The 22,965-nt window shown below is 64.8% G+C and carries 22 protein-coding genes and 1 pseudogene; 15 read left to right on the top strand and 8 right to left on the bottom strand.

From position 1 onward, the window contains the following. Nucleotides 1-137: 137 nt before the first annotated feature. Together K7G82_RS14145 and K7G82_RS14140 are read left to right on the top strand one after the other, a co-directional pair. Complete coding sequence (locus K7G82_RS14145) at nucleotides 138-998, top strand: energy transducer TonB (protein ID WP_222990548.1); 861 nt, start codon at nucleotides 138-140, stop codon at nucleotides 996-998. A 75-nt stretch (nucleotides 999-1,073) separates the two neighbouring features. Then, nucleotides 1,074-1,892: a hypothetical protein gene (locus K7G82_RS14140; RefSeq protein WP_222990547.1), complete on the top strand. Its 819-nt coding sequence runs from the start codon at nucleotides 1,074-1,076 to the stop codon at nucleotides 1,890-1,892. A 29-nt stretch (nucleotides 1,893-1,921) separates the two neighbouring features. On the opposite strand, the gene K7G82_RS14135 is transcribed toward K7G82_RS14140, so the two are convergent. Beyond that, nucleotides 1,922-2,392 carry an Lrp/AsnC family transcriptional regulator gene (locus K7G82_RS14135; protein ID WP_222990546.1) on the bottom strand — a complete coding sequence of 157 codons (471 nt, stop codon included), beginning with the start codon at nucleotides 2,390-2,392 and terminating at the stop codon, nucleotides 1,922-1,924. 276 nt (nucleotides 2,393-2,668) lie between these two features. Here K7G82_RS14135 and K7G82_RS14130 point away from each other — a divergent pair, with 276 nt between their 5' ends. From K7G82_RS14130 to K7G82_RS14105, 6 genes are all read left to right on the top strand, one after another. Continuing rightward, on the top strand, nucleotides 2,669-3,232 hold the full coding sequence (locus K7G82_RS14130) for an RNA polymerase sigma factor (RefSeq protein ID WP_222990545.1): 564 nt from the start codon (nucleotides 2,669-2,671) through the stop codon (nucleotides 3,230-3,232). Between the two features lie 245 nt (nucleotides 3,233-3,477). Next, nucleotides 3,478-4,317 carry a tonB-system energizer ExbB gene (exbB, locus tag K7G82_RS14125; protein ID WP_222990544.1) on the top strand — a complete coding sequence of 280 codons (840 nt, stop codon included), beginning with the start codon at nucleotides 3,478-3,480 and terminating at the stop codon, nucleotides 4,315-4,317. 12 nt (nucleotides 4,318-4,329) lie between these two features. Then, complete coding sequence (gene exbD / locus K7G82_RS14120; protein ID WP_222990451.1) at nucleotides 4,330-4,758, top strand: TonB system transport protein ExbD; 429 nt, start codon at nucleotides 4,330-4,332, stop codon at nucleotides 4,756-4,758. After that, nucleotides 4,755-5,627 carry an energy transducer TonB gene (locus tag K7G82_RS14115; protein ID WP_222990543.1) on the top strand — a complete coding sequence of 291 codons (873 nt, stop codon included), beginning with the start codon at nucleotides 4,755-4,757 and terminating at the stop codon, nucleotides 5,625-5,627. Before exbD ends, K7G82_RS14115 begins: the two co-directional genes overlap by 4 nt. Nucleotides 5,628-5,728: 101 nt before the next feature. Next, nucleotides 5,729-6,682, top strand: a complete 954-nt coding sequence (locus K7G82_RS14110; RefSeq protein ID WP_222990542.1) for a FecR family protein — start codon at nucleotides 5,729-5,731, stop codon at nucleotides 6,680-6,682. A gap of 89 nt (nucleotides 6,683-6,771) precedes the next feature. Further along, nucleotides 6,772-7,143 (top strand): hypothetical protein, encoded by a 372-nt coding sequence (locus K7G82_RS14105; RefSeq protein ID WP_222990541.1) that lies wholly within the window; start codon nucleotides 6,772-6,774, stop codon nucleotides 7,141-7,143. Nucleotides 7,144-7,366: 223 nt separating this feature from the next. Here the strand turns inward: K7G82_RS14105 and K7G82_RS14100 are convergent, their stop codons facing one another. From K7G82_RS14100 to K7G82_RS29795, 3 genes are all read right to left on the bottom strand, one after another. Continuing rightward, complete coding sequence (locus K7G82_RS14100; RefSeq protein WP_222990540.1) at nucleotides 7,367-8,242, bottom strand: aspartyl protease family protein; 876 nt, start codon at nucleotides 8,240-8,242, stop codon at nucleotides 7,367-7,369. 474 nt (nucleotides 8,243-8,716) lie between these two features. Next, entirely contained in the window at nucleotides 8,717-8,986 is a 270-nt protein-coding gene (locus K7G82_RS14095; RefSeq protein WP_222990539.1) for an usg protein, read from the bottom strand. Continuing rightward, entirely contained in the window at nucleotides 8,983-9,219 is a 237-nt protein-coding gene (locus tag K7G82_RS29795) for a hypothetical protein (protein ID WP_246623556.1), read from the bottom strand. Before K7G82_RS29795 ends, K7G82_RS14095 begins: the two co-directional genes overlap by 4 nt. Before the next feature lie 273 nt (nucleotides 9,220-9,492). Between K7G82_RS29795 and groES the strand changes: the two genes are divergently transcribed. The 3 genes and pseudogenes from groES to K7G82_RS29790 all read left to right on the top strand — a co-directional run. Beyond that, nucleotides 9,493-9,807, top strand: a complete 315-nt coding sequence (gene groES, locus K7G82_RS14090) for a co-chaperone GroES (protein ID WP_222990538.1) — start codon at nucleotides 9,493-9,495, stop codon at nucleotides 9,805-9,807. Between the two features lie 55 nt (nucleotides 9,808-9,862). Then, nucleotides 9,863-11,482, top strand: a complete 1,620-nt coding sequence (gene groL, locus K7G82_RS14085) for a chaperonin GroEL (RefSeq protein ID WP_222990537.1) — start codon at nucleotides 9,863-9,865, stop codon at nucleotides 11,480-11,482. A 69-nt stretch (nucleotides 11,483-11,551) separates the two neighbouring features. Beyond that, nucleotides 11,552-11,722, top strand: a pseudogene (locus tag K7G82_RS29790) (transposase); the annotation flags it as partial. Nucleotides 11,723-12,703: 981 nt separating this feature from the next. Here the strand turns inward: K7G82_RS29790 and K7G82_RS14080 are convergent. Beyond that, complete coding sequence (locus K7G82_RS14080) at nucleotides 12,704-13,381, bottom strand: Crp/Fnr family transcriptional regulator (RefSeq protein WP_222990536.1); 678 nt, start codon at nucleotides 13,379-13,381, stop codon at nucleotides 12,704-12,706. 216 nt (nucleotides 13,382-13,597) lie between these two features. Between K7G82_RS14080 and K7G82_RS14075 the strand changes: the two genes are divergently transcribed. The 4 genes from K7G82_RS14075 to K7G82_RS14060 all read left to right on the top strand — a co-directional run bounded on the left by K7G82_RS14075 (nucleotide 13,598) and on the right by K7G82_RS14060 (nucleotide 17,860). Continuing rightward, a complete protein-coding gene (locus K7G82_RS14075) occupies nucleotides 13,598-14,017 on the top strand; it encodes a BLUF domain-containing protein (protein WP_222990535.1) in 420 nt (139 codons plus the stop codon). A gap of 213 nt (nucleotides 14,018-14,230) precedes the next feature. Next, the gene (locus K7G82_RS14070) at nucleotides 14,231-14,482 is read left to right on the top strand and encodes a hypothetical protein (protein WP_222990534.1); all 252 of its coding nucleotides are present in this window, start codon (nucleotides 14,231-14,233) and stop codon (nucleotides 14,480-14,482) included. Between the two features lie 186 nt (nucleotides 14,483-14,668). After that, nucleotides 14,669-15,574: a hypothetical protein gene (locus K7G82_RS14065; RefSeq protein WP_222990533.1), complete on the top strand. Its 906-nt coding sequence runs from the start codon at nucleotides 14,669-14,671 to the stop codon at nucleotides 15,572-15,574. Between the two features lie 105 nt (nucleotides 15,575-15,679). Then, nucleotides 15,680-17,860: a hypothetical protein gene (locus tag K7G82_RS14060; RefSeq protein ID WP_222990532.1), complete on the top strand. Its 2,181-nt coding sequence runs from the start codon at nucleotides 15,680-15,682 to the stop codon at nucleotides 17,858-17,860. Between the two features lie 289 nt (nucleotides 17,861-18,149). Here the strand turns inward: K7G82_RS14060 and K7G82_RS14055 are convergent, their stop codons facing one another. The 3 genes from K7G82_RS14055 to K7G82_RS14045 are packed head-to-tail and all read right to left on the bottom strand — an operon-like array spanning nucleotide 18,150 to nucleotide 22,938. Next, entirely contained in the window at nucleotides 18,150-20,081 is a 1,932-nt protein-coding gene (locus tag K7G82_RS14055; protein WP_222990531.1) for a DUF885 domain-containing protein, read from the bottom strand. A 3-nt stretch (nucleotides 20,082-20,084) separates the two neighbouring features. Further along, nucleotides 20,085-21,911, bottom strand: coding sequence for an aminopeptidase P family protein (locus K7G82_RS14050; RefSeq protein ID WP_222990530.1), 1,827 nt, complete (start codon nucleotides 21,909-21,911; stop codon nucleotides 20,085-20,087). Nucleotides 21,912-21,939: 28 nt separating this feature from the next. Beyond that, on the bottom strand, nucleotides 21,940-22,938 hold the full coding sequence (locus K7G82_RS14045; protein WP_222990529.1) for an alpha/beta hydrolase: 999 nt from the start codon (nucleotides 22,936-22,938) through the stop codon (nucleotides 21,940-21,942). Between the last annotated feature and the right edge of the window lie 27 nt (nucleotides 22,939-22,965).

Below are 22,965 nucleotides of genomic sequence, written 5' to 3'. Positions count from 1 at the left end.
TTGCACTCAAATTTGTCGCATGACTCGCGTCCATCGGCGTGGCAGCCTTAAGCCATGATGGGCCGGGATCAGATCGGAGCGGGGGCGTCGGGTGCCGGGAAGCGGCAGGCCCGGGCGGGCGTCCCGCTTTTGCCGAGATGACCACGGCGCGCCGCCTGGGCGTGTCGTCCGTGCGCGGGTTGCGCCGGATCGAGCGGACCGATGGAGCGACGCTCTACCATGTCGTGTTCGGAGAGCGCCGTCGTGCGCGCAAGCGCGCCAAGCTGAGCTTCGACGATGACGAACTCGAGGATGTGGATCGTCGCCAGCTTTCATGGCGCGGCTGGACGGCGGTCATCGGCATCCATGCGATCCTCGTCCTGACGCCGCTGATCCACTATAACCGCGCCACGCCGCCCGAAGGGGATACGCGGGAAGGCATGACCGTCGACCTGGTCGTCGAGCCGGGCCAGGCGCCGCGCGACGCGGTCCGGGCCCGCCCCGTGGCGGGTGCGGACGCCGAGGATGCCACGCGCGACGCACCGCGGCTCCCGCGCGTCGTCGATGCGCCCGAAAAGCAGGCGGCCGCCGGCAGCGCCTCCGCGCCGGCGCCGAGCATCGCGCCCGTGCCGTCACCCGATATCAGCCATGCCACGAGAGTCGACGCGCGCGCCGCGCCGCTTGCCACGGCGCCGTCGATCGCGGGGGCGCGGGCCATATCGACCGAGGAGGAGCGTTGGGAGGGCGAGATCCTCGGGCGGATCGCGGCCAAGAAGAGATATCCAAGGGCTGCCTTGTCGAGCGGCGCGGAGGACGTGATCACCTTGCGGCTGGTGATCGACAGGAAGGGCGCCCTGCTCCATGCCGAGCTCCTGCGCAGCCGCGGACATGCCGAGCTCGACAGGGAAGTGCTTGCGCTTGCCAAACGCGCGGCGCCCTATCCCAAGCCGCCGGACTCGGTCCCGGGCGAGAATTTCAGCATGCTGGTGCCCGTCGAGTTCGTGATCAGGCGCCGCTGATTGAGGTTATGCCCACCTGCCTCGTTCTGTCCCATGACGGCCCGGCGCGGCCGGTTCGCAGCGATGGGGAATTCGGTGGACAGCAAGGCGTGGCGCAACTGGCGTCCGGTCGAGGACCGGGACATTTTCGCGGCGAGCATCGCCGAGGGCAGGCGGCAGCGGCCGGCGCTGTCGCTGGTGCGTTCGTCCGGGGCAGGCGTCAGCGCCGGCATCGCGAGCGGCACCGGGGCTGACCTGCGCGAGGATGCCTGGCTGCTTCTGTCCATGGCATTGCGCGGGTTCGAGCGTCAGCAGTTCCGCTCTCCCCACGATGCGGCGCGGGCGTTCGACGATATGTTCGACACGGCGCTCGCCCGCCTGGCGGGGCCGGGGTTGCCCGCTGGTGGCTGGGGTGTCTGCGCGGTGGCGTTGCTGCCGCACTGGGACGTGTTCTGCTTCGCCTGTCGCGGTGATGCCGTGCTCTGGCGCCGCAAGCGCGGTGGTCCATTCCGCGCCGTGGCGCCGGTATGTGCCGATGGCGCGGCGGACTTGCGGGGCCCCGGAAAGGTGGCGCTCGCGGGGGCGGTCGAGGCCGGGCGCTCGATGCGCGGTTCGGCGGTGCGCGCCGGGAGTGCGGATCCGCTCGTGATGCTGGCGCCGTCGGACCGGCTTATTCTCGCGACGGGGCCGGTTGCGGCGATCGCCGAAGAGGAACTGGCGGCCTCGATCCGCCGGCTCGCCGCGCCGCGTGTCGCCGGCGGTATCCTGCGCGCGGTCCCGGCGGGCGAAGCCGGTGCCGGCGCCAGCGCGATGATCGTGACGATGCCCGGTGCGGGATCGCGGCGGAAGGTGGACGGGACCGGACTGGTCCGGCCGGCGGCGACGCCCGGGGCGTTCGCGGTCGCGGCGGAGTGACGGGCGTGTCAGAGTGACGGGTTGGTCGGTCAGCGCGGGAGCGGCAGTTCGGTGGTCGATTTGATCGCCTCCATCGAAAAGGCCGCGCTCACATCGGTTACGTCGGGCAGCTGGCTGATCGTGCGGTAGATCTCGTTATAGGCGGCGAGATCGCGCGCGACGATCTTGAGGAGATAATCGAGATCGCCGGTTGTGCGGTGGATCTCGACGACCTCGGGAAAGGCGCCGACCGTATCGAGGAAGCGCCTGAGCCAGGCATCGCCATGATCCCGGGTGCGGATCATGACATAGCCGGTGAGCCCCAGGCCGAGCGCCTGGGGCGAGAGCAGGGTGACGCGTGCGGCGATGACGCCGATTTCCTCGAGACGCTTGATCCGGCGCCAGCAGCCGGTCGAGGTCAGTCCCGCCACTTCGGCGAGAGCGGTCGCGGGAATCGAAGCGTCGCGCTGAAGGGCTGTCAGGATCTTCCGGTCGACGGAATCAATAATATTGCGCGTCATTGCATGAATCCTTGCCAATCAGGGCCAATCTCGCCCGCAGCTCCACTACGATTCGCAACCCCATTGACCGCATTCCACGGTACAAAATCGGGCGAATAAATTTTTGGGTGCGGAAACCCTCGCGCTATTCGTTAGGGTCAGGGGGTGGGGACTGGGTATGCGGATGACGCGTTCGGGTTCATGGCGATGCGGCCTTGCTGGGCAGGGTTCAGCCGCGCGCGTCTGCCGCTTCTCCTGTGATGCGGTGGCCGGGGATGCCGCGGAGGCTGTCGCGGCGTGAGCGAGCCGGCGCGCGAACCGTCGGATCTCGCGTCCGCGTTCGTCGAGGACCGGCCCGCGCTCGAGCGATTCATCGCCAGGCGCGTTCGTTGCCAGCAAACCGCCCAGGATCTTGCCAGCGAGGTCTATCTGCGCCTCGACCGGGTCGTGGACTTTTCCGGCACGCGCGAGGATGCGCGCCGCTATCTCTACCGGGTCGCCGCCAATATCGCGATCGATCATGTCAAGATCGCCGGCCGGCGCGTGGCGATCATCGACGAGAATCTCGTCCATTTCGAAACCATGACCGAAAGCGCCGAGGCGGCGATCATCGAGCGCCAGCAGCTGGGCATCGTGGCCGACGCGATGGAAGAGCTGCCCGATCGCTATCGCGAGATCCTGTTGCTGTCGCGCCATGAGCGGCTGACCCATCGCGAGATCGCGGAGCGTCTCGGCATTTCGGTGAGCCTGGTCGAGAAGACCATCATGCGTTCGATCCGGCACTGCCGCGACAGGGTACGCGAGGCGGGTGAGATCGACGAGGCGGGCGCCGGGGCGGCGGTCGAAGCATCGCGGCGATGACCGGACGGTCACGCGGCCCGGTCTTGCGGGCCGCTGGATGCGGCAACCATGGTTCGCAGGACATGTCCGGCGCCTTGAGGGCAGGATGGAGCGAGCCGTTCATGCGGTGGTTGCCCGGCTTTCCGTTGCGATTTGTGTCCTGGGGCCATGCGGTGCCCGTCCGCTCACTCGTCATGACGAGTGAGGCGCGCATCGGGGCGATTGGCCCGGGCGGTGCGCCGCCATGGAGACAGGGGACGATGGACGTGAACGGCAAGTTTGGCTTCAATCCTCAGCGGCGTCGTGCGGGGGCGCGCGTGCTGGGCGGGCTCGTACTGGCGGGCGTGATGTGCGTGCCCGTAGCGGCGTTTGCGCAGGGTGCGGTGCCTGTGTCGGTACCGTTGGTGGTGCCGAAGAACCTGACCTACTGGCAGATGTTCGCGCACGCGACATTGGTGGTGAAGCTGGTGATGATGATCCTGCTGTTCGCGTCGGTGGCGACGTGGACGATCTGGATCTCGAAGCTGGTGGAGCTGAAGAACGCGAACCGGCGGCTGCGCGCGGACCTGGCGATGCTGGGAACGGTGGATGCGCTGGGCAAGGTGGGCGAGCTTCAGCACGGGGCGCCAGCGGGCATGCTCCAGCTGGTGCGCACCGAGTTCTCGCGGACGGGCGAGATCGCGACGGTCGAGGCGGGCGAGGGGGTCAAGGAGCGGCTCGCGGCGCGCTTCGTGACCGTCGAGGCGGGCGCGATCGAGCGGATGCTGCGCGGCGCCAGCGTGCTGGCGACGGTGGGCGCGATCACCCCCTTCGTCGGCCTGTTCGGCACCGTCTGGGGCATCATGAACAGCTTCATCGGGATTTCGCAGTCGAACACGACCAACCTGGCGGTGGTGGCGCCCGGCATCGCCGAGGCGCTGCTCGCGACCGCGATGGGTCTGGTCGCGGCGATCCCGGCGGTGATCATGTACAATCATGTGGCGCGCAGCGTGGCGGGCTATCGGCGCAACCTGGCGGACGCCTCGACCCAGGTCGCCTGCCTCGTCAGCCATGAGGTCGATGTGAAGCTTGGCGCGCGCGGATCCGTCCGCGCCGCGGCCGCCTGAGGATCTCGCGCCATGGCGATGAAGCTCTCCCACAGCGACGACGGGCTCGATCTCAACCACGACATCAATGTGACGCCGTTCATCGACGTGATGCTGGTGCTGCTGATCATCTTCATGGTCGCGGCGCCGCTCGCGACCGTGAACGTCAATGTCGACCTGCCGGTCTCGACCGCGCAGGCGCAGCCCCAGACCGAGGAGCCGATCGTGCTGAGCCTCGGCAAGGACCTGTCGCTGAGTCTGGGCAATGACCGGATCGAGCGGGCGGCGCTGGCGGCGCGGCTGGGCGAGCGGACCAAGGGCAATCTCAATGCGCGGATCTTCCTGCGTGCCGACAAGGTCGTCAATTATGGCGACCTGATGGGTCTGATGAACGAGCTGCGCGCCTCGGGCTATCTGAAGGTGGCGCTGGTCGGCCTCGAACCCGGAGCCGCGCAGCCATGACCGTCCAGGCAACCCTGAAGAAGCCCGGGGTGTCGACGGCTGGCGCAACGTCGGTTCCGCCCAGGAACGTGGAGAAGGCCGACGCGCTCGGGAAGACCGGGACGGGGCCGCTCGCGGCTGCGACGCCGGTGTCGGTGATCGCGCCCGTCGACGACAGTCGGCGGCTGATGGGGGCGGGGCTGGCCTCGCTCGGCGTGCATGGCGCGGTCGCGGCGGCGCTGTTCGTGGGATTTGCCGGCGCGACGCCCGCACCACCGATGGCGGCGATGGTGGTCGAGATGGCGGAACTGCCATCGGCGCCGCCGGCGCCGCCGACGCTCAGTCCGCCGACGCCCGAGCAGAAAAAGGCCGAGCCCGAGCCGGTGATCGACAAGCTCAAGCTGCCGCCGATCCCCAAGCTCGCGTTCAACATCACGCCCGATGTGGCGGTGCCGGTGCGCGAGAAGCCGGAGGAGAAGAAGGAGCAGGCGGACAAGCCGGCCGAGGAGACGACGCATCAGGCGGCCCCCGAGGCGCCCAACAAGGACAAGCCCAAGGCGCCGCAGACCGGCGCACCCTCCAACAGCAACTCGCGCGCCGAGCAGACCTGGGAAGCGAAGGTGCTGGCCGCGCTCGAGCGGCGCAAGCGCTATCCAGACGCGGCGCAGAGCGCGGGGCAGGAGGATGTCGTCCAGGTGCGGATCGTGATGGACAGGAGCGGGCGCGTGATCAATTCGCAGATCCGCCGCAGCCGCGGCTTCTCGCTGCTCGATAGCGAGGTCGCCGCGCTGGTGCGGCGCGCCAGCCCGCTGCCCAAGCCGCCGCAGGAGGTCGCGGGCGAGCAGATCGCGCTCCTCGTCCCCGTCGAATTCTTCATGAAGAAGCGCTGAGGAGAGGAGCGGGTGTTGCCACCGGGCCGTGTTTGGAACTAGCCACCAAAATGGATCATCCGGTGGCGTGCGGTTTGTCGGGGGTCACTCGTAGTGAGGATATGACGGGGATCGATCAAGAGACGCGCCGGCTGAAATTCGGGCAGGATCCCGAAGAGGAAGCCCTGCGCTGGATCACGCGTTCCACCTCGGGCGAGATGTCCGATGCGGAGATCCGCGCCTTCGAGCGGTGGCGCCAGGATCCCGAGAATGCCCGCTATTATGCCGAGGTCGAAAGCATCCTGGGCGACATGGACAGGGCGGTGCGCCCGCCCGACAATGTCGTGCAGCTGCGGCACCGGCCGCGCCAGCTCGCGAACTGGGGACGGCGCTTCGCCGCCATGGCGGCGGGCATCGCGGCGATGGCGGTCATCGGCCAGCAATATCTCACCGTCTGGCAATATGACCATGCGACGCAAGGGGCGGCGCGGGGCCATGCCGAGCTGGCGGACGGCAGCAAGGTGGAGCTCAACACCGGGTCGGCGATCGATATCGACTATCGGGGCAATGAACGCCGCGTGACGCTGGCGCGGGGCGAGGCGTTCTTCGACGTGAAGCGCGATCCGTCGCGTCCGTTCGTGATCGGGGCTGGCGCGGGCGAGGTTCGCGTGCTCGGCACCGCATTCTCGGTCAAGCGCGAGGGTGACGGCGCGCGCGTCACCGTCATCCGCGGCAAGGTGCGGGTATCGGCCGGCGGTTCGCATGTCGACCTGACGCCCAACCAGCAGGTCGCGTTCGGCCGCGGCCGGAACGGCGCCGTCGCCGGCGTCAACGCGGGCGAGCTTCTTTCCTGGTCGCGCGGTTTCCTGGTGTTCAGGGGCCGGCCGCTCGCGCAGGTGGTCGCCGAGATCGACCGCTATTATCCCGGCATGATCATGCTCAGGAACGACAGGGCGGGGCAGCGCCGGATCGACGCCGTCGTCCATCTCGACCGGATCGACCAGTGGATCGAACGGCTCGAGGATTCCCAGAACGTCACCGCGACGCGACTGCCCGGCGTGGTGATCATCAGCTGATCGCGGCGGCGTGCCGCATGAGGACATGCGGTCCGCGCTCGTTGAGGTGCAGGCGTCATGTGTGACGCATCATCTCGGGGAGAATGGCGATGGCCGGCAGGACAGGATGGATTTCGGCGGCGCTTGCCGCGGCGCTGGTCGCGCAGGCCGGACCGGCGCTGGCGCAGGCCGGGGGCTCGGGGCAGGGAGGTACGCCGTCGCCCGCGTCCGCGTGCCGCAAGCCCGAGCTGAGCGACAGGCCGCGCGTCGACAAGAGCGAGATCGAGCGTGTGACCGCGGCGACCCAGGACTATGTCGATTGCATGCGGCCGGTCCTCGAAGATACCCGCAAGCGCGCCGAGGCGCTGATCGCCGAGGGGCGCAAGGCCGCCGAGGCGAGCAACACCATGGCCAACGAGGTGAACGCGTTCGTCGAAGCCTATCGGCGCTGGGCGCAGGAAAAGGCGAGCGAGGCGAACTGATTTCGGGCGCGGGCCTGTCGCTCAATGCCCGGAGACGGCCGGCCGCTCGTAACGGCCTGTTTGCGGTTTCGAAGCCCTCCGGGCCTAACGCGCCGGCACACTATGCTTTTGCTCAAGGTCCGAGGGCGCATCGCGCCGCTTGGCATGGCCGGCGACCCGGTCGCTTCGCTGTTTCCTCTCTCGAGCGCGGCAAGCGAAGCCGCGGCCGCCTCCTTCGCGTCCGTTACCGGGCGGGTTTGGATAAAGGGCCCGGCGCAGGCTGTGCCCGATCGACCGTCGTCGCCCGCCTGATCCACAATCTCTCGCCGGCGAAATCGAAGGTCATCACCCAATTTCGCAGAACCGCTATCCCGATATTGCCGTCGATGATCATGTCCCGCACGCGGGCCTTGGCCGCGACGGCGATATCCCGGCCTGCCGCTGTTCCGGCGAAAAGCGTGATGACCTGCTCCCCGGCGCCCGGTTCGACCCCAAGCGCGGACGCGGAGGAAGGCGGCAGCTGCAAGGGCGCGTCACTCCCCGAATCGATCTGCATCCAGAGATCGCCCGGTGCCGCCGGCACGGCCGCCATGACCGTAAGGCTGGCGCCTCCCGCCTGGCGATGCAACCGCATGGGTATTTCCGCCGCCGCACTCGTGCGAAGCCTGACACTGTCCGGCGTCTCGATCGTCAACCGGGCGGCTTCGAGCTCGAGGGTCAGGGGAACGGATGCGAACGCGTCGAGAGACAGCACGCCGTCGACGCGCGGCGCGTCCGCGGGCAGGATGCGCGCCAGGTCGAAGACACCCATCTCGAGCGGCCCGAGTTCCTGCCCCGCGATCGCGACGGGCTGCCGCGCACAGCGTTGCATCGTCAGCCGCTCGCCGCTCATCCGCGAGCCGCTGAGCTGGCCCCAGGGCTTGCAGCCGATCCTGCGTGCAAATTCGGGGGTGATGACCGTGATGCCGCCCCCGGTGTCCAATATCATTGTGGCGCGCTCGTCGCCGATCCGGATCTCGGCGGTCTTGAGCACGCCGAGATAGTCGCCGAGCGCTATCGTGACGGGGCTTCGCGCGACCGGGGGAGGCGCGGCAATGCCTGGCGCCGGCATCGAGAGCATGGCGACAAGAGCGACGATGATCCGAGATCCGATGGAAAAACGCACGACGCCCCCCCCGTCTAAAGCCTGCCCGTGCCTGCCGGCGGGTCAACCGCCGCGTTCGATAACGCACGTCGCGGGATCGGATACCGGCTCTGGGAACGGGACTTCATTGGTGCGCGGGCAGTATAAGGTCACAAAGGCGGCTTCGTCGAGTTGATGCGGGCGCTTGCCCAGATTCCTCGCGAATGCGCCTCGGCATCGAGACTCCGCCGCGAGAGGGAGTTCAGAAACTCTATATCACTCACGCAAACGGAGCAGCCCCAGGTGCCGGTTGGCTTGTCCGCCTGGCGGTCTTTAGAGGTCCACGCGTCGAATATATGTTCCAGCAAGTCGCAGGCAGCAGGCCGTCCTCCGGCACGACTCCTTGAAATTATTCGATTTCCAACCGGATACCGTCTTGTCTGCGCTTTCTGCCGAAATGATCGACCATGGTCATCGAAGCGGGAAGATGCCGTCGACCGCGCGCCATTCGGTAGGGCCAATCTGTCGTTCATGGGCGATGCGGACTGAATGGAGTGCAGCCTCGATCTCGCGCCGCCAATGGTCGAGAAAGTCAAACAGCACGGGGAAATCAGGCGCCAAGTCATATTCCTGCCAGACGAAGAGCTGGAGAAGCGACGGTGCATCGGGCCGATAATAATGAATCTCGGCGGTGGTGAGACCATAGCCCTCCAGCTGCGCCGTGAAATCGCGATCGATCATCTCTCCGCCCGGCTCTCTGTCCGCGATGCCTCGGGCGACCGCATGGTGGTTAGGATCTCGTCGACCGGTTCGGCGCGCTTGGGGGCAGGCGGCCTGCGCATCGCCGGCTGGTCCTTCACCGCGGTGTGCTCGGACGCCCAAGAGGCGAGGATGGCACGCTTCACTTCCGGCTCCAGGCTCGGATGGCAAGCAACGTCAAACGGGTGTAGAAAACGCGAAGATGGCTGCGACATGACCGTGGCTCCTTTCCTTTTGTCGCTCCTTTTCATGCGTGGGCGATACCGCGCTTGGCCGAAGATTTTGGTGCGGTCTTGAGTCGCGTCAAGAGGGCTAGTGCCGGTGCTTGTCGCTGGAAAAGGGCTGAGCTGGCACTCTGGGTGCCTGAGTGCCAGAAAAATTTCTTCGTCCCTCTTGAACGCAGAAATTTCTTCGCCTAGCTCACCCAAACCTGTCGCTCATTTGAACGATAGGGACATCACAATCTGTTTTGCATCTGGAGGTTATGCATGCATTTCCGCCCCTTGCACGACCGTGTGGTCGTCCGCCGCATCGAAGCCGAGGAAAAGACCTCGGGCGGCATCATCATTCCCGACACCGCCAAGGAAAAACCGCAGGAAGGCGAAGTTGTGGCAGTCGGCCCCGGCGTGCGCGACGATAGCGGAGCGCTTGTCGAGTTGTCCGTCAAGGCCGACGACCGCATCCTGTTCGGCAAATGGTCGGGCACCGAGGTCAAGATCGACGGCGAGGATCTGCTCATCATGAAGGAGAGCGACATCCTCGGCGTGATCGACAACGTCGTGCCTCTCAAGCAGGCGGCCTGATCGACCGCCCTTATCCCTCGAACATTCAGGAAGGAAATAGAAAGGAGTAGCAGCGATGGCTGCCAAGGAAGTGAAGTTTGCGTCGGACGCGCGTGATCGCATGCTGCGCGGCGTGGATACGCTGGCCAACGCCGTGAAGGTGACGCTGGGGCCCAAAGGCCGAAACGTCGTCATCGACAAGAGCTTCGGCGCTCCACGGATCACCAAGGACGGCGTGACCGTCGCCAAGGAAATCGAGCTTGCCGACAAGTTCGAAAATATGGGCGCGCAGATGCTGCGCGAGGTCGCCAACAAGCAGAATGACAAGGCGGGCGACGGCACGACAACTGCGACCGTGCTGGCCCAGGCGATCGTACGCGAGGGCTCGAAGGCTGTCGCCGCCGGCATGAACCCGATGGACGTCAAGCGCGGCATCGACCTCGCGGTCAACGCGGTCGTCAAGGATCTTGAGAGCCACGCCAAAAAGGTCGGCGCCAACAGCGAGATCGCGCAGGTTGCCACCATCTCCGCTAATGGCGACGAGGAAGTCGGTCGCATCCTGGCCGAAGCGATGGAGAAGGTCGGCAATGAGGGCGTGATCACGGTCGAGGAAGCCAAGAGCCTCGAGACCGAGCTTGAAACGGTCGAGGGCATGCAGTTCGACCGCGGCTATCTCTCGCCCTATTTCATCACCAATGCCGAGAAGCTCAAGGTCGAGCTCGACGATCCCTACATCCTGATCCACGAGAAGAAGCTCTCGAACCTTCAGGCGCTTGTGCCGCTGCTGGAGAAGGTCGTCCAGTCGGGGCGACCGCTGCTGATCATCGCCGAGGACGTTGAGGGCGAGGCGCTCGCGACGCTCGTCGTCAACAAGCTGCGCGGCGGGCTGAAGATCGCCGCGGTCAAGGCTCCGGGCTTCGGCGATCGCCGCAAGGCCATGCTGGAGGATATCGCGATCCTGACCGGCGGCAATGTGGTCTCCGAGGACCTCGGCATCAAGCTTGAGAATGTCACGATCAACATGCTCGGCCGCGCCAAGAAGGTAACGATCGACAAGGACAATACGACGATCATCGACGGGGTGGGCCAGAAGGACGATATCGATGGCCGCGTCGCGCAGCTGCGCCAGCAGATCGAGACCACCACGTCCGACTATGACCGTGAGAAGCTGCAGGAGCGCGTGGCCAAGCTCGCCGGCGGTGTCGCGGTGATCCGCGTCGGCGGCGCAACCGAGGTCGAGGTCAAGGAGAAGAAAGACCGGGTCGACGACGCGCTCCATGCGACGCGGGCCGCGATCGAAGAAGGCATCCTGCCGGGCGGGGGCATCGCACTGCTCCGTGCGATCAAGGCGCTCGATGGTCTGAAGGCCGTCAATGACGACCAGCAGTCCGGCATCGACATCATCCGCCGGGCGCTGCGCGCACCGGCGCGGCAGATCGCCGAAAATGCCGGCGAGGACGGCGCCTATATCGTCGGCAAGCTGCTCGAAAGCTCCGACTATAACTGGGGCTTCAACGCAGCCAGCGCTGAGTATCAGGACCTCGTCCAGGCAGGAGTGATCGATCCGGCAAAGGTCGTGCGCACAGCGCTGCAGGATGCGGCTTCGGTCGCGTCGCTACTCATCACCACAGAGGCGCTCGTCGCCGAGGTGCCGCGGGAGGAGAAGGCCGCGTCGATGCAGTCGACGGATTACTGACTTGCGGGAGGCCCGGCTTGCCGGGCCTCCCGTTTCTTACGAGAGTCTGGGGCTCGAACCCGCGCGGGCCTGCGATATGGAAGCGATCTCAGCGATTCCGATTGGCGACTGATCGAGCCGTATCTGCCATCACCCCGACCATGCTGACGGCGACGACGATGGTCGATGCGCCGGATGATCGAGGCGATCCTCCATGTGCTGCGATCGGGCTGCCCCTGGTGGCTCCGGCCCGACAGCTTCCGCCATGGGGCGCCGGCCCCTATCGCCTTAGGCTGATGCGCCGTTGCCTTGGCCGCCGGCAGGCAAGACATGGAAAAAAAGCTGATCGAGATCAAAGATGCGCTTGGATCGATGCCGTTCAGGGCGTGGCGAATTCTGCAGGTAATGCGCCTTGGCTTAATCTGGTTGAGTTGGAGTATCAGCGGCGCGGCATCGAACCCGGAAGCGGTATCGCAACGCATGAAAATCCCTAAAGCAGCTGGTCTGCTCCTGCTCATCGCGGGTCGTGCTGCTCGATCAAGACCGAGATGTGATCGACCGTCGCGCGCATATGCTCGCGGATTGCCTCAGTGCGAACCAGGAAATTAGGCAAGGTCCCAAGCGTCGCGTGCGCTTCCGGATCATCGATCCCGGCCAATTCGCTCGCAATGTTTTCGCGAAGTTCCCGGACTGAGCCTAGCCGACAATGTGACATCAGCCTTGGCATCGGGCACATCGGTAACATGGCAATCGGTCAGACCTTCCGCCACTTTGGTGCCAGTGGCATCGTGACTTTTATCATTGAACGCGAGGAAGAGACCCGTGACGGACTCTTCATGATCGCAGGAGCCATCATCGGGGGTATCGAGCATTATCTGGGGCAGGACGGGCACCATCAGGATAGTCGGTACAGGTACGGCGGGACTGTCGGGACCTGGGTGACGCGCGAGGAACTGGAGCGAGGGACCAACGAACCTCACTCGAGGTGAGCCGTTCCCAGGATGCCGGCAGACAGAGGACGCTCATTGCCACAAGGCAGGCTCTCCCAACACTCTGGCGCTCAAAATACTGGAAACGAGCGGCCCTCGCATCGGATCGCTATCGCCGCCAGCCTTCCCGCTGCTCTATCCCTTAACAGCCATTTCCTGGAAAAATCGGCATCAAGTGTGCTTTGTCCTGGGCTCGCCCGCTCCCGGCGGGCGCCACCTCCGGGCCTGTCGTGCGACAGGGTGATATGCGCCTTTACAGCCCGCCTTGTCCGGCGCGTCGCTGATCCAGATAGTCGCCGGAAAAGTCGCCGACAGCGGCAAGGCGGTCCCAGTCGAAAACCTTGACCGAACGCCGGCTTTTCCAAGCGAGCTTTTCCGCCTCCATCCGTCTCAATACTCGGTTGACATGGACTGCGGTCAGGCCCAGCGCATCACCCAATTGCTCCTGGGACAACGGAAGGTCGAAATGCGATCGGGAACCAAGCCCGACCTGCTCCTGCCGGATTCCGATCTCGCAGAAAAGATGGGCGATCCGGCTTCGTGCGTCGCGCCGACCAATATTGACGATCCATTCCTCGAACACGCAGGCCTCGGTCAGGCCATTGCGCCAGATCGCTTCCGCCACCGCGGGGCGGGAACGCATCAGGTGGACGAGCGGCCCGACAGGAATCTCGAGAACCTTGGCCGGCGTGAGCAACTGCACATTATGGGTTGCACGACCCAACAACGAATATTGGAAGTCGACAAGGTCTCCGGCGATATGGAGGCCGATGATTTGCCGGGAGCCATCCGGCAAGAGCTTATTGCGCTGCGCAAAGCCCGTTAACAAAAGATGGCAACTGGTTGGGATCTCGCCATAGCGCACGAGATAATCGCCAGCAGTGAAGACATGCCGTGTACTCGGCAGCGCCAGGACCGATGCTGCGTCCAAGTCGGTGAGATCCGCATGGTCCCGTAACCTTGTCAAAAACGGCTCCAGGGGTGATGTCACATTTGCGGTTTGCACGAGCGACCCGATCGAATTTGCACTTGGCTGTCCAACTTAGATCACGTCTTTCAGGTTCCTGGCAAAGACTCTTACAACTAGGGGCTTGGATGTGGCTAAGGGTCGGCAGCGCGGGATGTGCTCCGACGAGGAGAGATATTGATGGCTCTACGTTCGCTCCTTTACGTCAGTGACGCCAGGGTGAAGGTTCCTGACGAGGAATGGCGCGTCACGGAAATTGTCGATGTCTCGCGTGTTCGCAACATGAAGCTCGATGTCACCGGCGCCCTCATGTTCGCATACTCGCATTTCGCACAGGTACTGGAAGGGGAACCGGGGGCGCTGGATGAGCTCATGGAGAGCATCAGCCGGGATCCACGACACACGAATGTGAGGGTTTTGGAGGTCGAGCAAATCTCCATGCGCCGCTTTGCCAACTGGACGATGGCTTATGCGGGCCCCGCTACACTGGTTGAAAGCCGGTTGGGTCCGCTCGTCCGCTCTCCCTCGGCTTCACCAAACCCGTTTGCCGCCCATGACCTGATCGAGCTGCTTCGATCAATGGCGGCGCTGGAGCGTTAGACCGGCGTCATGCCTCCGGGCGAGGGTGCGCGAGGGAGCTAAACGGCGGCGGTCTTGCTCCGCTCACGGGTCAAGCGTGCAGTTTTCGGGTCTCAACGCAGCCGCAACCATCATGGATTTAGGATTTGTTGCGTTGCACAACGATAAAAAAGACGCCGTCGGAGGCATGGCGAGCGGGCCGGACGGTTTCCAACCCGATGCGCGCAGTCATAAATGGACGCGGGGGCAATCATGGAAAGCTGTAAACTCGACATCTTGGAGCTAATTTCAGATATTGCTGGAGCTATGCCGGCGATATCGGGAACTGAAGCCGCTATGACGCTCGGTCAGTTCTTGTCGGATTTCCAGCATCAACTCAATGACGAACAGGCCGCGATCCTCCTCGGCCTGGCAGCGGGTTTATTGCGACAAGGCGAGCTTCAGGAGTCAGGGATAAGGAGCAAACAGGTGCTCGCACTCAATTGAGGAAGGAGGCAGGCGAGGAGGGGCATGCCGCCGGGCACCCGAATCGTCATCGAAAACCGTCGAAGCCTCAGGGATGTGGTCCTCGTTCAAAGATGGCGTCCGGCCGACAGCGGTCTGCTGCGTGGAGCGCCTGCTTGCGGATAACCTAGCCTTGCGACGGTCGGGATCGCGTGGCAATCATCGGCCATGCCCGGGGGGACCGACAATCGATTGATCGTGCTCGATCTTGGCGGCGGGATACGCGTCAAGGCGTCGGGCGATCCCGGCTCGACCGTGCTGAGCCGCTTCTTTTCAGGATATGACCGGGCTTTCGTCCTTCCTGACGAGCGCGAAGAACTGGAGGGGTTCAAGGCCTGCCTGGCACTGAACCGAAGTCATCGTCACGCCTATGGCCGTACGCATTCGGAACTCGTCGCCGTGTTCGAAGATGAACGGGGAACCCTGCTCGGCGGCGCCAATCTTCTCGCGACCGGCATCGACAGCGGCGGCGGGCTGCCGCCTGCAACGATCGCGCTCAACTACGTCTATGTCGAGGCAGCGGCGCGGGGGCGTGGCCTCTTGCGTGTCATCCTGGGCGCGGTGCGTGAACTCGCGCTCGTCGCACTCGGGCTTGATCGGGCGTCTCTACCCCCTGCCATCTTCATCGAGCAGAATGATCCGCTCCGCCTGACCGCCGAGGAATACGCCGCCGACACCGCTCATTCGGGAACCGATCAGGTCGACCGGCTCGCGATCTGGGCGAAGGTGGGCGCTCGCGTCGTCGACTTTCCCTATGTCCAGCCGGCCCTGTCGGCCCTTCAGCAGCCGGACGACGGATTGATTTATGCCGCGATCGATTATCCGCACAGCGCGATCGATGCGGGCTTGCTGCACGATCATCTCGAAAGTTTCTTCGGGATTTCGGTCCGGAAGGGCGTGGCCGAGGTGCCCGACGGCGTCGCGGCCCGGCAACTCGCCGCGCTTGGCGCGCGCGCCGCGCCAGTGCCGCTGCTGCCGATGGAGCCGGCGCTCGACTGGCTCCGAAGCGGGCGGCCGACGCATGACTTCGACAGCTTCCGTGCACTCGCCAAGACATCTTCTGCGGAGGAATAGGTTGATATGGCGATCAGGGGGGACTGGCCTGAGGGGCAGGGTTTCGAGAAGGCGAGGCCGGGCACGCTCTACTGGACGCTGTCGCTCTATCTCGAGCCCGATCGCGTGGCGGCCGCGGCCGGTCAGGCCGGCAAGCCGCTGCACCACGAGCAATTCGGCACGATGCAGGCTCGGCACCTGCCTTCGCTCCTGCTGCGCAACGCGATCGATCCGCTGTTCAACGATATTGCCGATCGCGAGGTGCTCGGCGAGGTGCAGGAGCATCTGCTCGCCGCCGATGATGGACCCGCGATGGCCGAGGGGACCGACCGTCGCGAGCGACGTCTCGCAGCCGCCAAGTCGATCCGAACAGGCGAGCGCCTCATCTTCACTCCACCGGCATCGGTCCAATGGTCCACTGAAGGGATCACCTACGAGGCGATTCCGCCCGGGCTCGGGGACGAACGTGCGGTCCGTCTCCGTCGCTTCTGGCTTGCGCACAATAACGGAGCGCTCAGCTACCACCTCGCCTTCAGCCACCATTATGCGTCGCTGGAAAGGGATGGGGACGAGGCAAACTATACCCCGGCGACCTATTATTTCTTGTCGCTGCTTCAGAAGCTTGCCGCGCCCAAGGAGTTCGAGCTCGATGAGCGGTGGGAACCGGGTTCGACCGCGTCGGTATTCGACGAGCATCTCGGCATTGCGCCGCTCGATCAGCTGACCGTTACCGACGCGAGCGGAAAGCCCGAGCGTTTCTGGCCATTCGTGCGTCGGCGAATGCTCGACGATGCCGCACGGTTGTTCGACAGGCTGGCGTTGCAGCTCGGCCAGGCCCGGAGTTCCGCGCTCGACGAGCATTTGATCGACCAGGTGCCGTTTATCGAGGTTCCCGGGCTCGTCGTGCCCAAGTCGCGTTTCATGTTCCTCATCCATGACGAGCGATTCTTCAAGCGGCTGATGCCGCTTGATCCGGTCACGAATGACGGCGCCGCGCCCAAGGTGATGGTACAGGAGCGCTGCTACCTCCCCTATCAGCTCAGGCTGGAAAAACAGGTTGATGCCGCGCAAGCCGGCGACGGTATCGTAAGGCTCGACGAAGGCTATTGGGGCTGGGTCACGGCGCAGCCGCAATATGCCGACTGGATCAGGGGCCGAAGCCCGGTGCTGCGCAAGGCCGGCGGAGGGAGGTTCAGCAGCGTCGATGAGCTGGCTGCAGCGATGCGGCTCGGCCTTGTCGAACAAACGGTCGACGAGGCCGGGCGGCGGCTGTCCGCGCCGCTACCGCTACGGATCCCGGCATTCGAAGAGGGGCGGACGGATTGCCTGGATTATCTGTTTCTGGCCGGATTCAACCAGAACATCATCGATTTCATGAACCAGGACACCTCGGAGATCCTGGACAGCATTGATCCGATCTATCCGGAGAGCGACGCGCAGTCCGACGAGCGGTTCTTCGTTCGCTATGCCAATCATCGCGCAATGCTCACCTATGTTCCCAAGAGCCGAAGCCTTGAGACCGGCAACGACTATATCGGCACATGTCCCTATGCGTTCCTCATTCACGCGCTTGCGCTTCACAACGAGTTTCTTGCGCGCGGGCACGAAGCCAGGAGCATGGCCCGCATAGAGCGGATCGAGGCGCTTGTAGCGAGGGGTCAGGGACGCCTTCCCGAGCCGCTGAGCGCATCGGCGCAAGCGCTTGCCGAGAGCGAGCCGTTGGAAGGTGAAGACGATTTCGATCGCGCCGAGATGGCGATCAACCATGTCAAGTTCTCCGAATATAAGGATTTTGAGCGTTTCCGGTACGCCAACCCCTTCCGATACGACACGGAGCGAGCCGTCTTCGGCAAGCTCGAGGAATTGCGCGGCATCAAGCGCAAGAAGGACGCTCTCGACCTCGCTGTCGCCAGTCTTGAGGATCATGCGAGCGACCTGCAGCGGCGAAATGAGGCGAGTAACGAGAAAGCCGCGGCACGCCGCGATCGCCAGCTCTCGATCCTTCTGGGCGGGACCGGCGTGTTCGGCGCGGGGCAAATGATGTACTGGATCGGCGAGACCGCCAAGGGCGGTCCCGACAAGAAGGCCGAACCGGTCACGCTCGATTTCCTGGGTTTCCCCGATATCGCGTTGGGCGGAGACGCGATCATGGTCACGACGGTGGCGCTGATGTTCTATGCGCTGATTGTCTTCGTGCCGTTCTTCTTTTTCATCGTCAGCTCGGTGATCCTCAATTGGGCACGCGAGACGAACTGGGGACGAAGGGCCGAGGGCTATGTGCGCTCACTGTGGCGCGGGCGCTCATGATCCCGGCGTGACGAAGGTCCGCGATGGCGGCCTGTCGGGATTTTCTGTTGCTCGGATATGAGCTGGTCTCCACGGGGCGGATGGGGGCCTTTGGCGCCGGCAGCCCGGCTGCGGAACCGCACAGGCATCTTCGATATGGCGTCACAAACCGTCTTCATCGGCGCGGTTGGGGTGTCATGCGCTTATGGTCACAGGGTCGTTTCGCCGGATCAAACTTCGGCAAGGAGGCGAGCTTTGCGCAATGTGAACCCAATGCCGATGCGCGCGCAGCGTGCTTGCATGCATGCGTTTAGCAACCCCGGCTGCCGGCTGCCTTGCCGGCCCGACAGCTCTCGGTAATCCACTCGTCTACCCGGCGTTCCAGCAGATCCAGAGGTAGCTGGCCACCGCCCAGCACGACGTCGTGAAATCCGCGGATGTCGAACCGGGCACCGAGCTTTGCCTGCGCTTTTTGCCGAAGCTGCTCGATCCTGATCATCCCGATTTTATAGCCGGTCGCTTGACCCGGCATGACGATGTAACGGCGGACCTCGGAGCGGATCTGGGCCTCGGTGAGAGGTGAATTCGCCAGAAAATAGGCGATCGCCTGTTCTTCGGTCCAGCCTTTGGCGTGGAGACCGGTGTCGAGGACCAGCCGGATCGCACGCCACATCTCCGTCGTCAGGCGCCCAAAATCCGAATAGGGATCCTGATAGGCGCCCATTTCCTTGGCGAGCTTCTCGCTATAGAGGCCCCAGCCCTCCTGATAGGCATTGATCGACAGGAAGCGGCGGAACCTGGGAACGCCCCTCAGCTCCTGCGCGATCGCATAGTTCATGTGATGACCCGGCAGTGCCTCGTGATAGGTGACGACTTCAAGCTGCGGGATGGGCATCGCCCGCATGTCGGCAAGATGGATATAGAAAACGCCTGGCCGTGATCCGTCAGCCGCCGGCATCTGATATTCCTGCGGCCCGCCGGGGATCTCGCGATAGGCTTCGACGCGCTGCACTGTCACGCCTGCCTTGGGCAGAATTCCGAAATAGCGTGGAAGCTGTTGCCTGATGAACGCGATGTGCCCGGTTGCGGCCTCGATATAGGCCTGACGGCCTTCGTCGGTATCTGGATAGTAGAAGCGATCATCCTCACGCAGATATTTGAAGAAATCGCGAAGCGGGCCGGTGAAGCCGACTTTCGCCTTCAGGGCCTCCATTTCCTGTCTGATGCGGCCGACTTCGGCAATGCCGAGCCGGTGTATTTCGTCCGCGTTGAGGGTCGTGGTGGTCGAACTTGCGAGCATCGCGGCGTAATAGGCCGCACCGTTCGGGTTCTTGCCCACCCCGGTGGCCACGGCGTCAGCCTTTGGCAGTTCGGATTCGAACCAGGCGATGACCGCCTGATAGGCCGGCAGCCATTCTTCGAGCAGCGCCTTGCGGGCGGTGGCCTTGTAGATGGCTCCGGTTGCGGCATCGATCTTGCCGGCCCGGAGCAACCCGTCGACCTTGGCTTGCGCATCGGTCCAGATGGCGCTGTCGCCCTGGCCTGTGAACGGTGCCCCGGTGACCAGCGTGCGTGCCTGCCGGATCATGGTCTCATAGGCGAAGCGGGGCACGCGGGAGCCGGCAGCCGCGTTGCGCTTCGCAATATCCAGCTGCTGCAGCAGGCCGCGCCGGATTCCGCCGATCCGCGTGACATAGGCGTCCATGTCCGCCGGCTCATCCACCTTGTGCGCAGCGATCAGGACCTGCGCCAGCCGGGTATGCGCGCCGAACAACTGGTCGAAGACGAAGACGTTGCGCTTGAACCTTGCCGCCCGCGCGGCCTCCTCATAGCTGTAGACCCACAGATCGTAGGACAGGCGCCCGTCCGGCGAGAGTTGCGTGCGGTCGAATCCGGCCTTGAGTTGCATGACCGATTTTCGCAGCCACGCGAGCCGCCGGTCGCTTGCGGATTCCGACAGGTCGTCGATCCTGGCCTGGTCCGTCTTGTCGCCCTGGAATGAACGTGCGATCGGACTGAAGCCAAGCTCTTCATCATATTTGGCATCCAGCCAGGCGTTGAGCCGTGCCGTTTCGGTGACCGCGCCGCTGGCGGCGGGGCCTGTCGCGGCGGGAGCGGCCTTTGCCGGGGCGGCGCCAAGCGACAGCGTCGCGATCGACGCCAGACACAACGAATTGAACATCGTGCGGGCGAAATACGAACTGTTGCGCTTGGGCGCGGCGCGACGAAAGATGCGGGTCATTGTTCAGTCTCCGAAATCCGCGACCCGCGCCGATCGCGCATCGGGGCGAAGCGGCGCGGTCGCCTGTTCGAGCCAGCGGCGCGTGTCCGACGGCACGAGTGGCCCGATGCGAGCGAGGACCCGGGCATGATAGCGATCGAGCCAGGCGATCTCGGCATCGCTCAGCAGATCGATGTCGATCAATGCGCGGTCGATCGGGGCAAGGCTGATCGTCTCGAAGCCCAGGAGAGGCTGCTCGGCGCCGAGCACGTCGCGCTTGACCGCGACGACCAGATTCTCGATGCGGATGCCGTAGTCGCCCGCTTTGTAATAGCCGGGTTCATTGGACAGGATCATGCCCGCCTGGATCCCCGTTTCGCCGGGCCGGGGACCGGCAGGCAGATGATTTGGTCCTTCATGCACGTTCAGGAAGTGGCCCACGCCATGGCCGGTGCCATGGGCGTAATCGAGGCCGGCCTCCCATAAGGCGAGACGCGCCACTGGATCGAGCCGGCTGCCCAGCGTGCCGGCGGGAAAGAGTGTGGCGGCGAGGCGGATATGCCCCTTCAACACGCGGGTGAAGCGATCCTTCACCTCGGCGCGGGGCGTGCCGATCGTCACGGTTCGCGTGATGTCGGTCGTGCCGTCAGGATATTGTCCGCCGGAATCGATCAGGAAGACGCTGCCAGGCCGGATCGGGCGGTTGCTTGCCGGCGTCGGCCAGTAATGCGGCAGTGCCGCGCTCGCATCGGCGGCGGAGATCGGATCGAACGAAACGCCGTGGAAGCCGGCAAGCTCGCGACGGAACGCGGTCATCCGACCGGCGGCTGACAATTCCGTCTGGTTGCCTTTGGGGCCCTCTGTCGACAGCCAGTGAAGGAAGCGCGTGACGGCCACCCCGTCGCGGACATGCGCTTGCCGCATCCCCTCGATCTCGACGACATTCTTGATTTGCTTCGCAAGCAATGTCGGCTCGACGTCTTCGCGCACCTTGGCGCCTGCCTGGCTGAGCGCCTGGTGGATCGCGATCGGCGAGAGGTCGGGATCGATCGACACGCACTGACCCGTCAGCGCTTCGAGCGCGGGGTAGAAGTCGTCGTAACCGGCCAGCCGAACGCGATCGCCAAGGTGATTGCGGACTTCGTCACTCAACGTCGCGGTGTCGATGTAAAGGTCGGCGCTGCCGTCTCGTCTGCAGATCGCGAACGCGTAGCCGAGCGGCGCGACAGGGATATCGCTCGCGCGGATGTTGAAAAGCCAGGCGATCGAATCGAGCGCGACCAGCACAACGGCGTCTGCATCACTCGAAGCCAGCCAGTCGGTGACGTCATCCAGCTTGCCGGCGGTGGTCCTGCCCGACAGCGTGACCGGCTGGACGAACAGCGGCGTTTTCGGGCGCTCGGGCCGGTCGACCCATAAGCCGTCGATCGGATTGGCGGCGAGTGGGACCAGTTCCATGCCGGAGCCCGCCAGCCTGTGCTCGATCTTGCGCACCGCATCGCAGCCGTGCAGCGTCGGATCATATCCGATCCGTGCGCCCGCTTCTGCATTGCGGGCCAGCCAGTCGCCGATGCCGGTTTGCGCCAGATCGACAAAGCCGTAGTCGCCGCCGTCGACCTGATTGCGTACTGCGGCCGTGTAGCGGCCGTCGACAAACATCGCCGCGCGGCCGGCGAGCACGGCGGCCATGCCGGTCGTGCCGGTGAAGCCGGTCAGCCACGCCAGCCGTTGAGCGAAAGCGGCCGGCCATTCCGTCATGTGCGCGTCGCCGGTCGAGAGCATGAAGCCGTCGAGATCGAGCTCGACCAGCATCTTGCGCAGGATGACCAGCCTGTTGCCGAAATTGTTCATGCGGCGCTGGCCGGAGCCACGAGCGAGGTCACGCGGCCAGGGCGAAGCGCAACCCGCGACTCATCGCCGGCAGGATCGCGCTCAGATGGGTTTCACCATCGAAGATCATCGCCTGGAACTGCGTACCCGTGGGCGCCTTTGCAGCCCTGAGGCGCTCGGCCAGTCCAAGCGTGTTGGTCACCATCGCAAAGGCCTTCAACGCGGCCTGCATCTGCTCGCGCGTGACGCCAGGATAGAGCTTGACGTGATCGGCGAGCCTTTCCTCATATTCGCCGGCGGTGAGAAGCACGCGCGGCGCGACTTTGCCGGCTTCCAGCTGTGCGACCAGCTTGGGTTCATGCTCCAGGATCGCGCCGCCGCCCCAGTTGATCGACGGGCTGTTGACCAGATAGGTGCGATACGCCTCGGGGTGGTGGAACAGGACGTGCAAGGCGAAGAGACCGCCGAAGGAATGTCCCCATAAGGTGCGGTCGCTGCGGCTGACCGGATAGCTGGCCTCTATCAACGGGCGCAGCTCCTCGGTCATGAAGCGATGATAGCGTTCCGCCTCGCCATAGATCGCACCCTTGGTCAGCGGGGATGCTTCAAGACCGGCGAGGGTGGCCGGATCGGGCTGCGACGGCGTGAGGTCGGCGCAGCGGGTGCGCGAGGCATGTTCCCAGCCTTTGCCATAGCCGATCCCGACGATATAGGCTGGCGCCAGCTCCAGCGCGATCGACTGCATCATCAATGCATCGGCGGCTGTATGGAATTCGAAATCACCATCGTTCAGATAGATGACCGGGTAGCCGCCGGCGGGTACCGGCTTCGTCCCCGAGGGCCTGGCGATGAAGATCCGGTAGCTGCGGCCGGTCATCCGGGACGTCATGTCGAATTGCTCGGCATCCGGCCGCACGAGGGGCGAGGGGGCCGGCTTCCCATCGGCGCGTGGCCCCATGGCGGCCATCGCGTTCGTCGCGCCGCCGAGCATCGAGGCCGTGGCGGATGCCGCGAAGGCGGCAATCGCCCTGCGCCTGTTGAATTCCATGAGTGTCCCTTTCCCGCGACATCGCCG

The organism is Sphingomonas colocasiae, assembly GCF_019880585.1.
Taxonomy (GTDB): domain Bacteria; phylum Pseudomonadota; class Alphaproteobacteria; order Sphingomonadales; family Sphingomonadaceae; genus Sphingobium_A; species Sphingobium_A colocasiae.
This window is presented reverse-complemented; position numbering and strand designations above follow the sequence as displayed.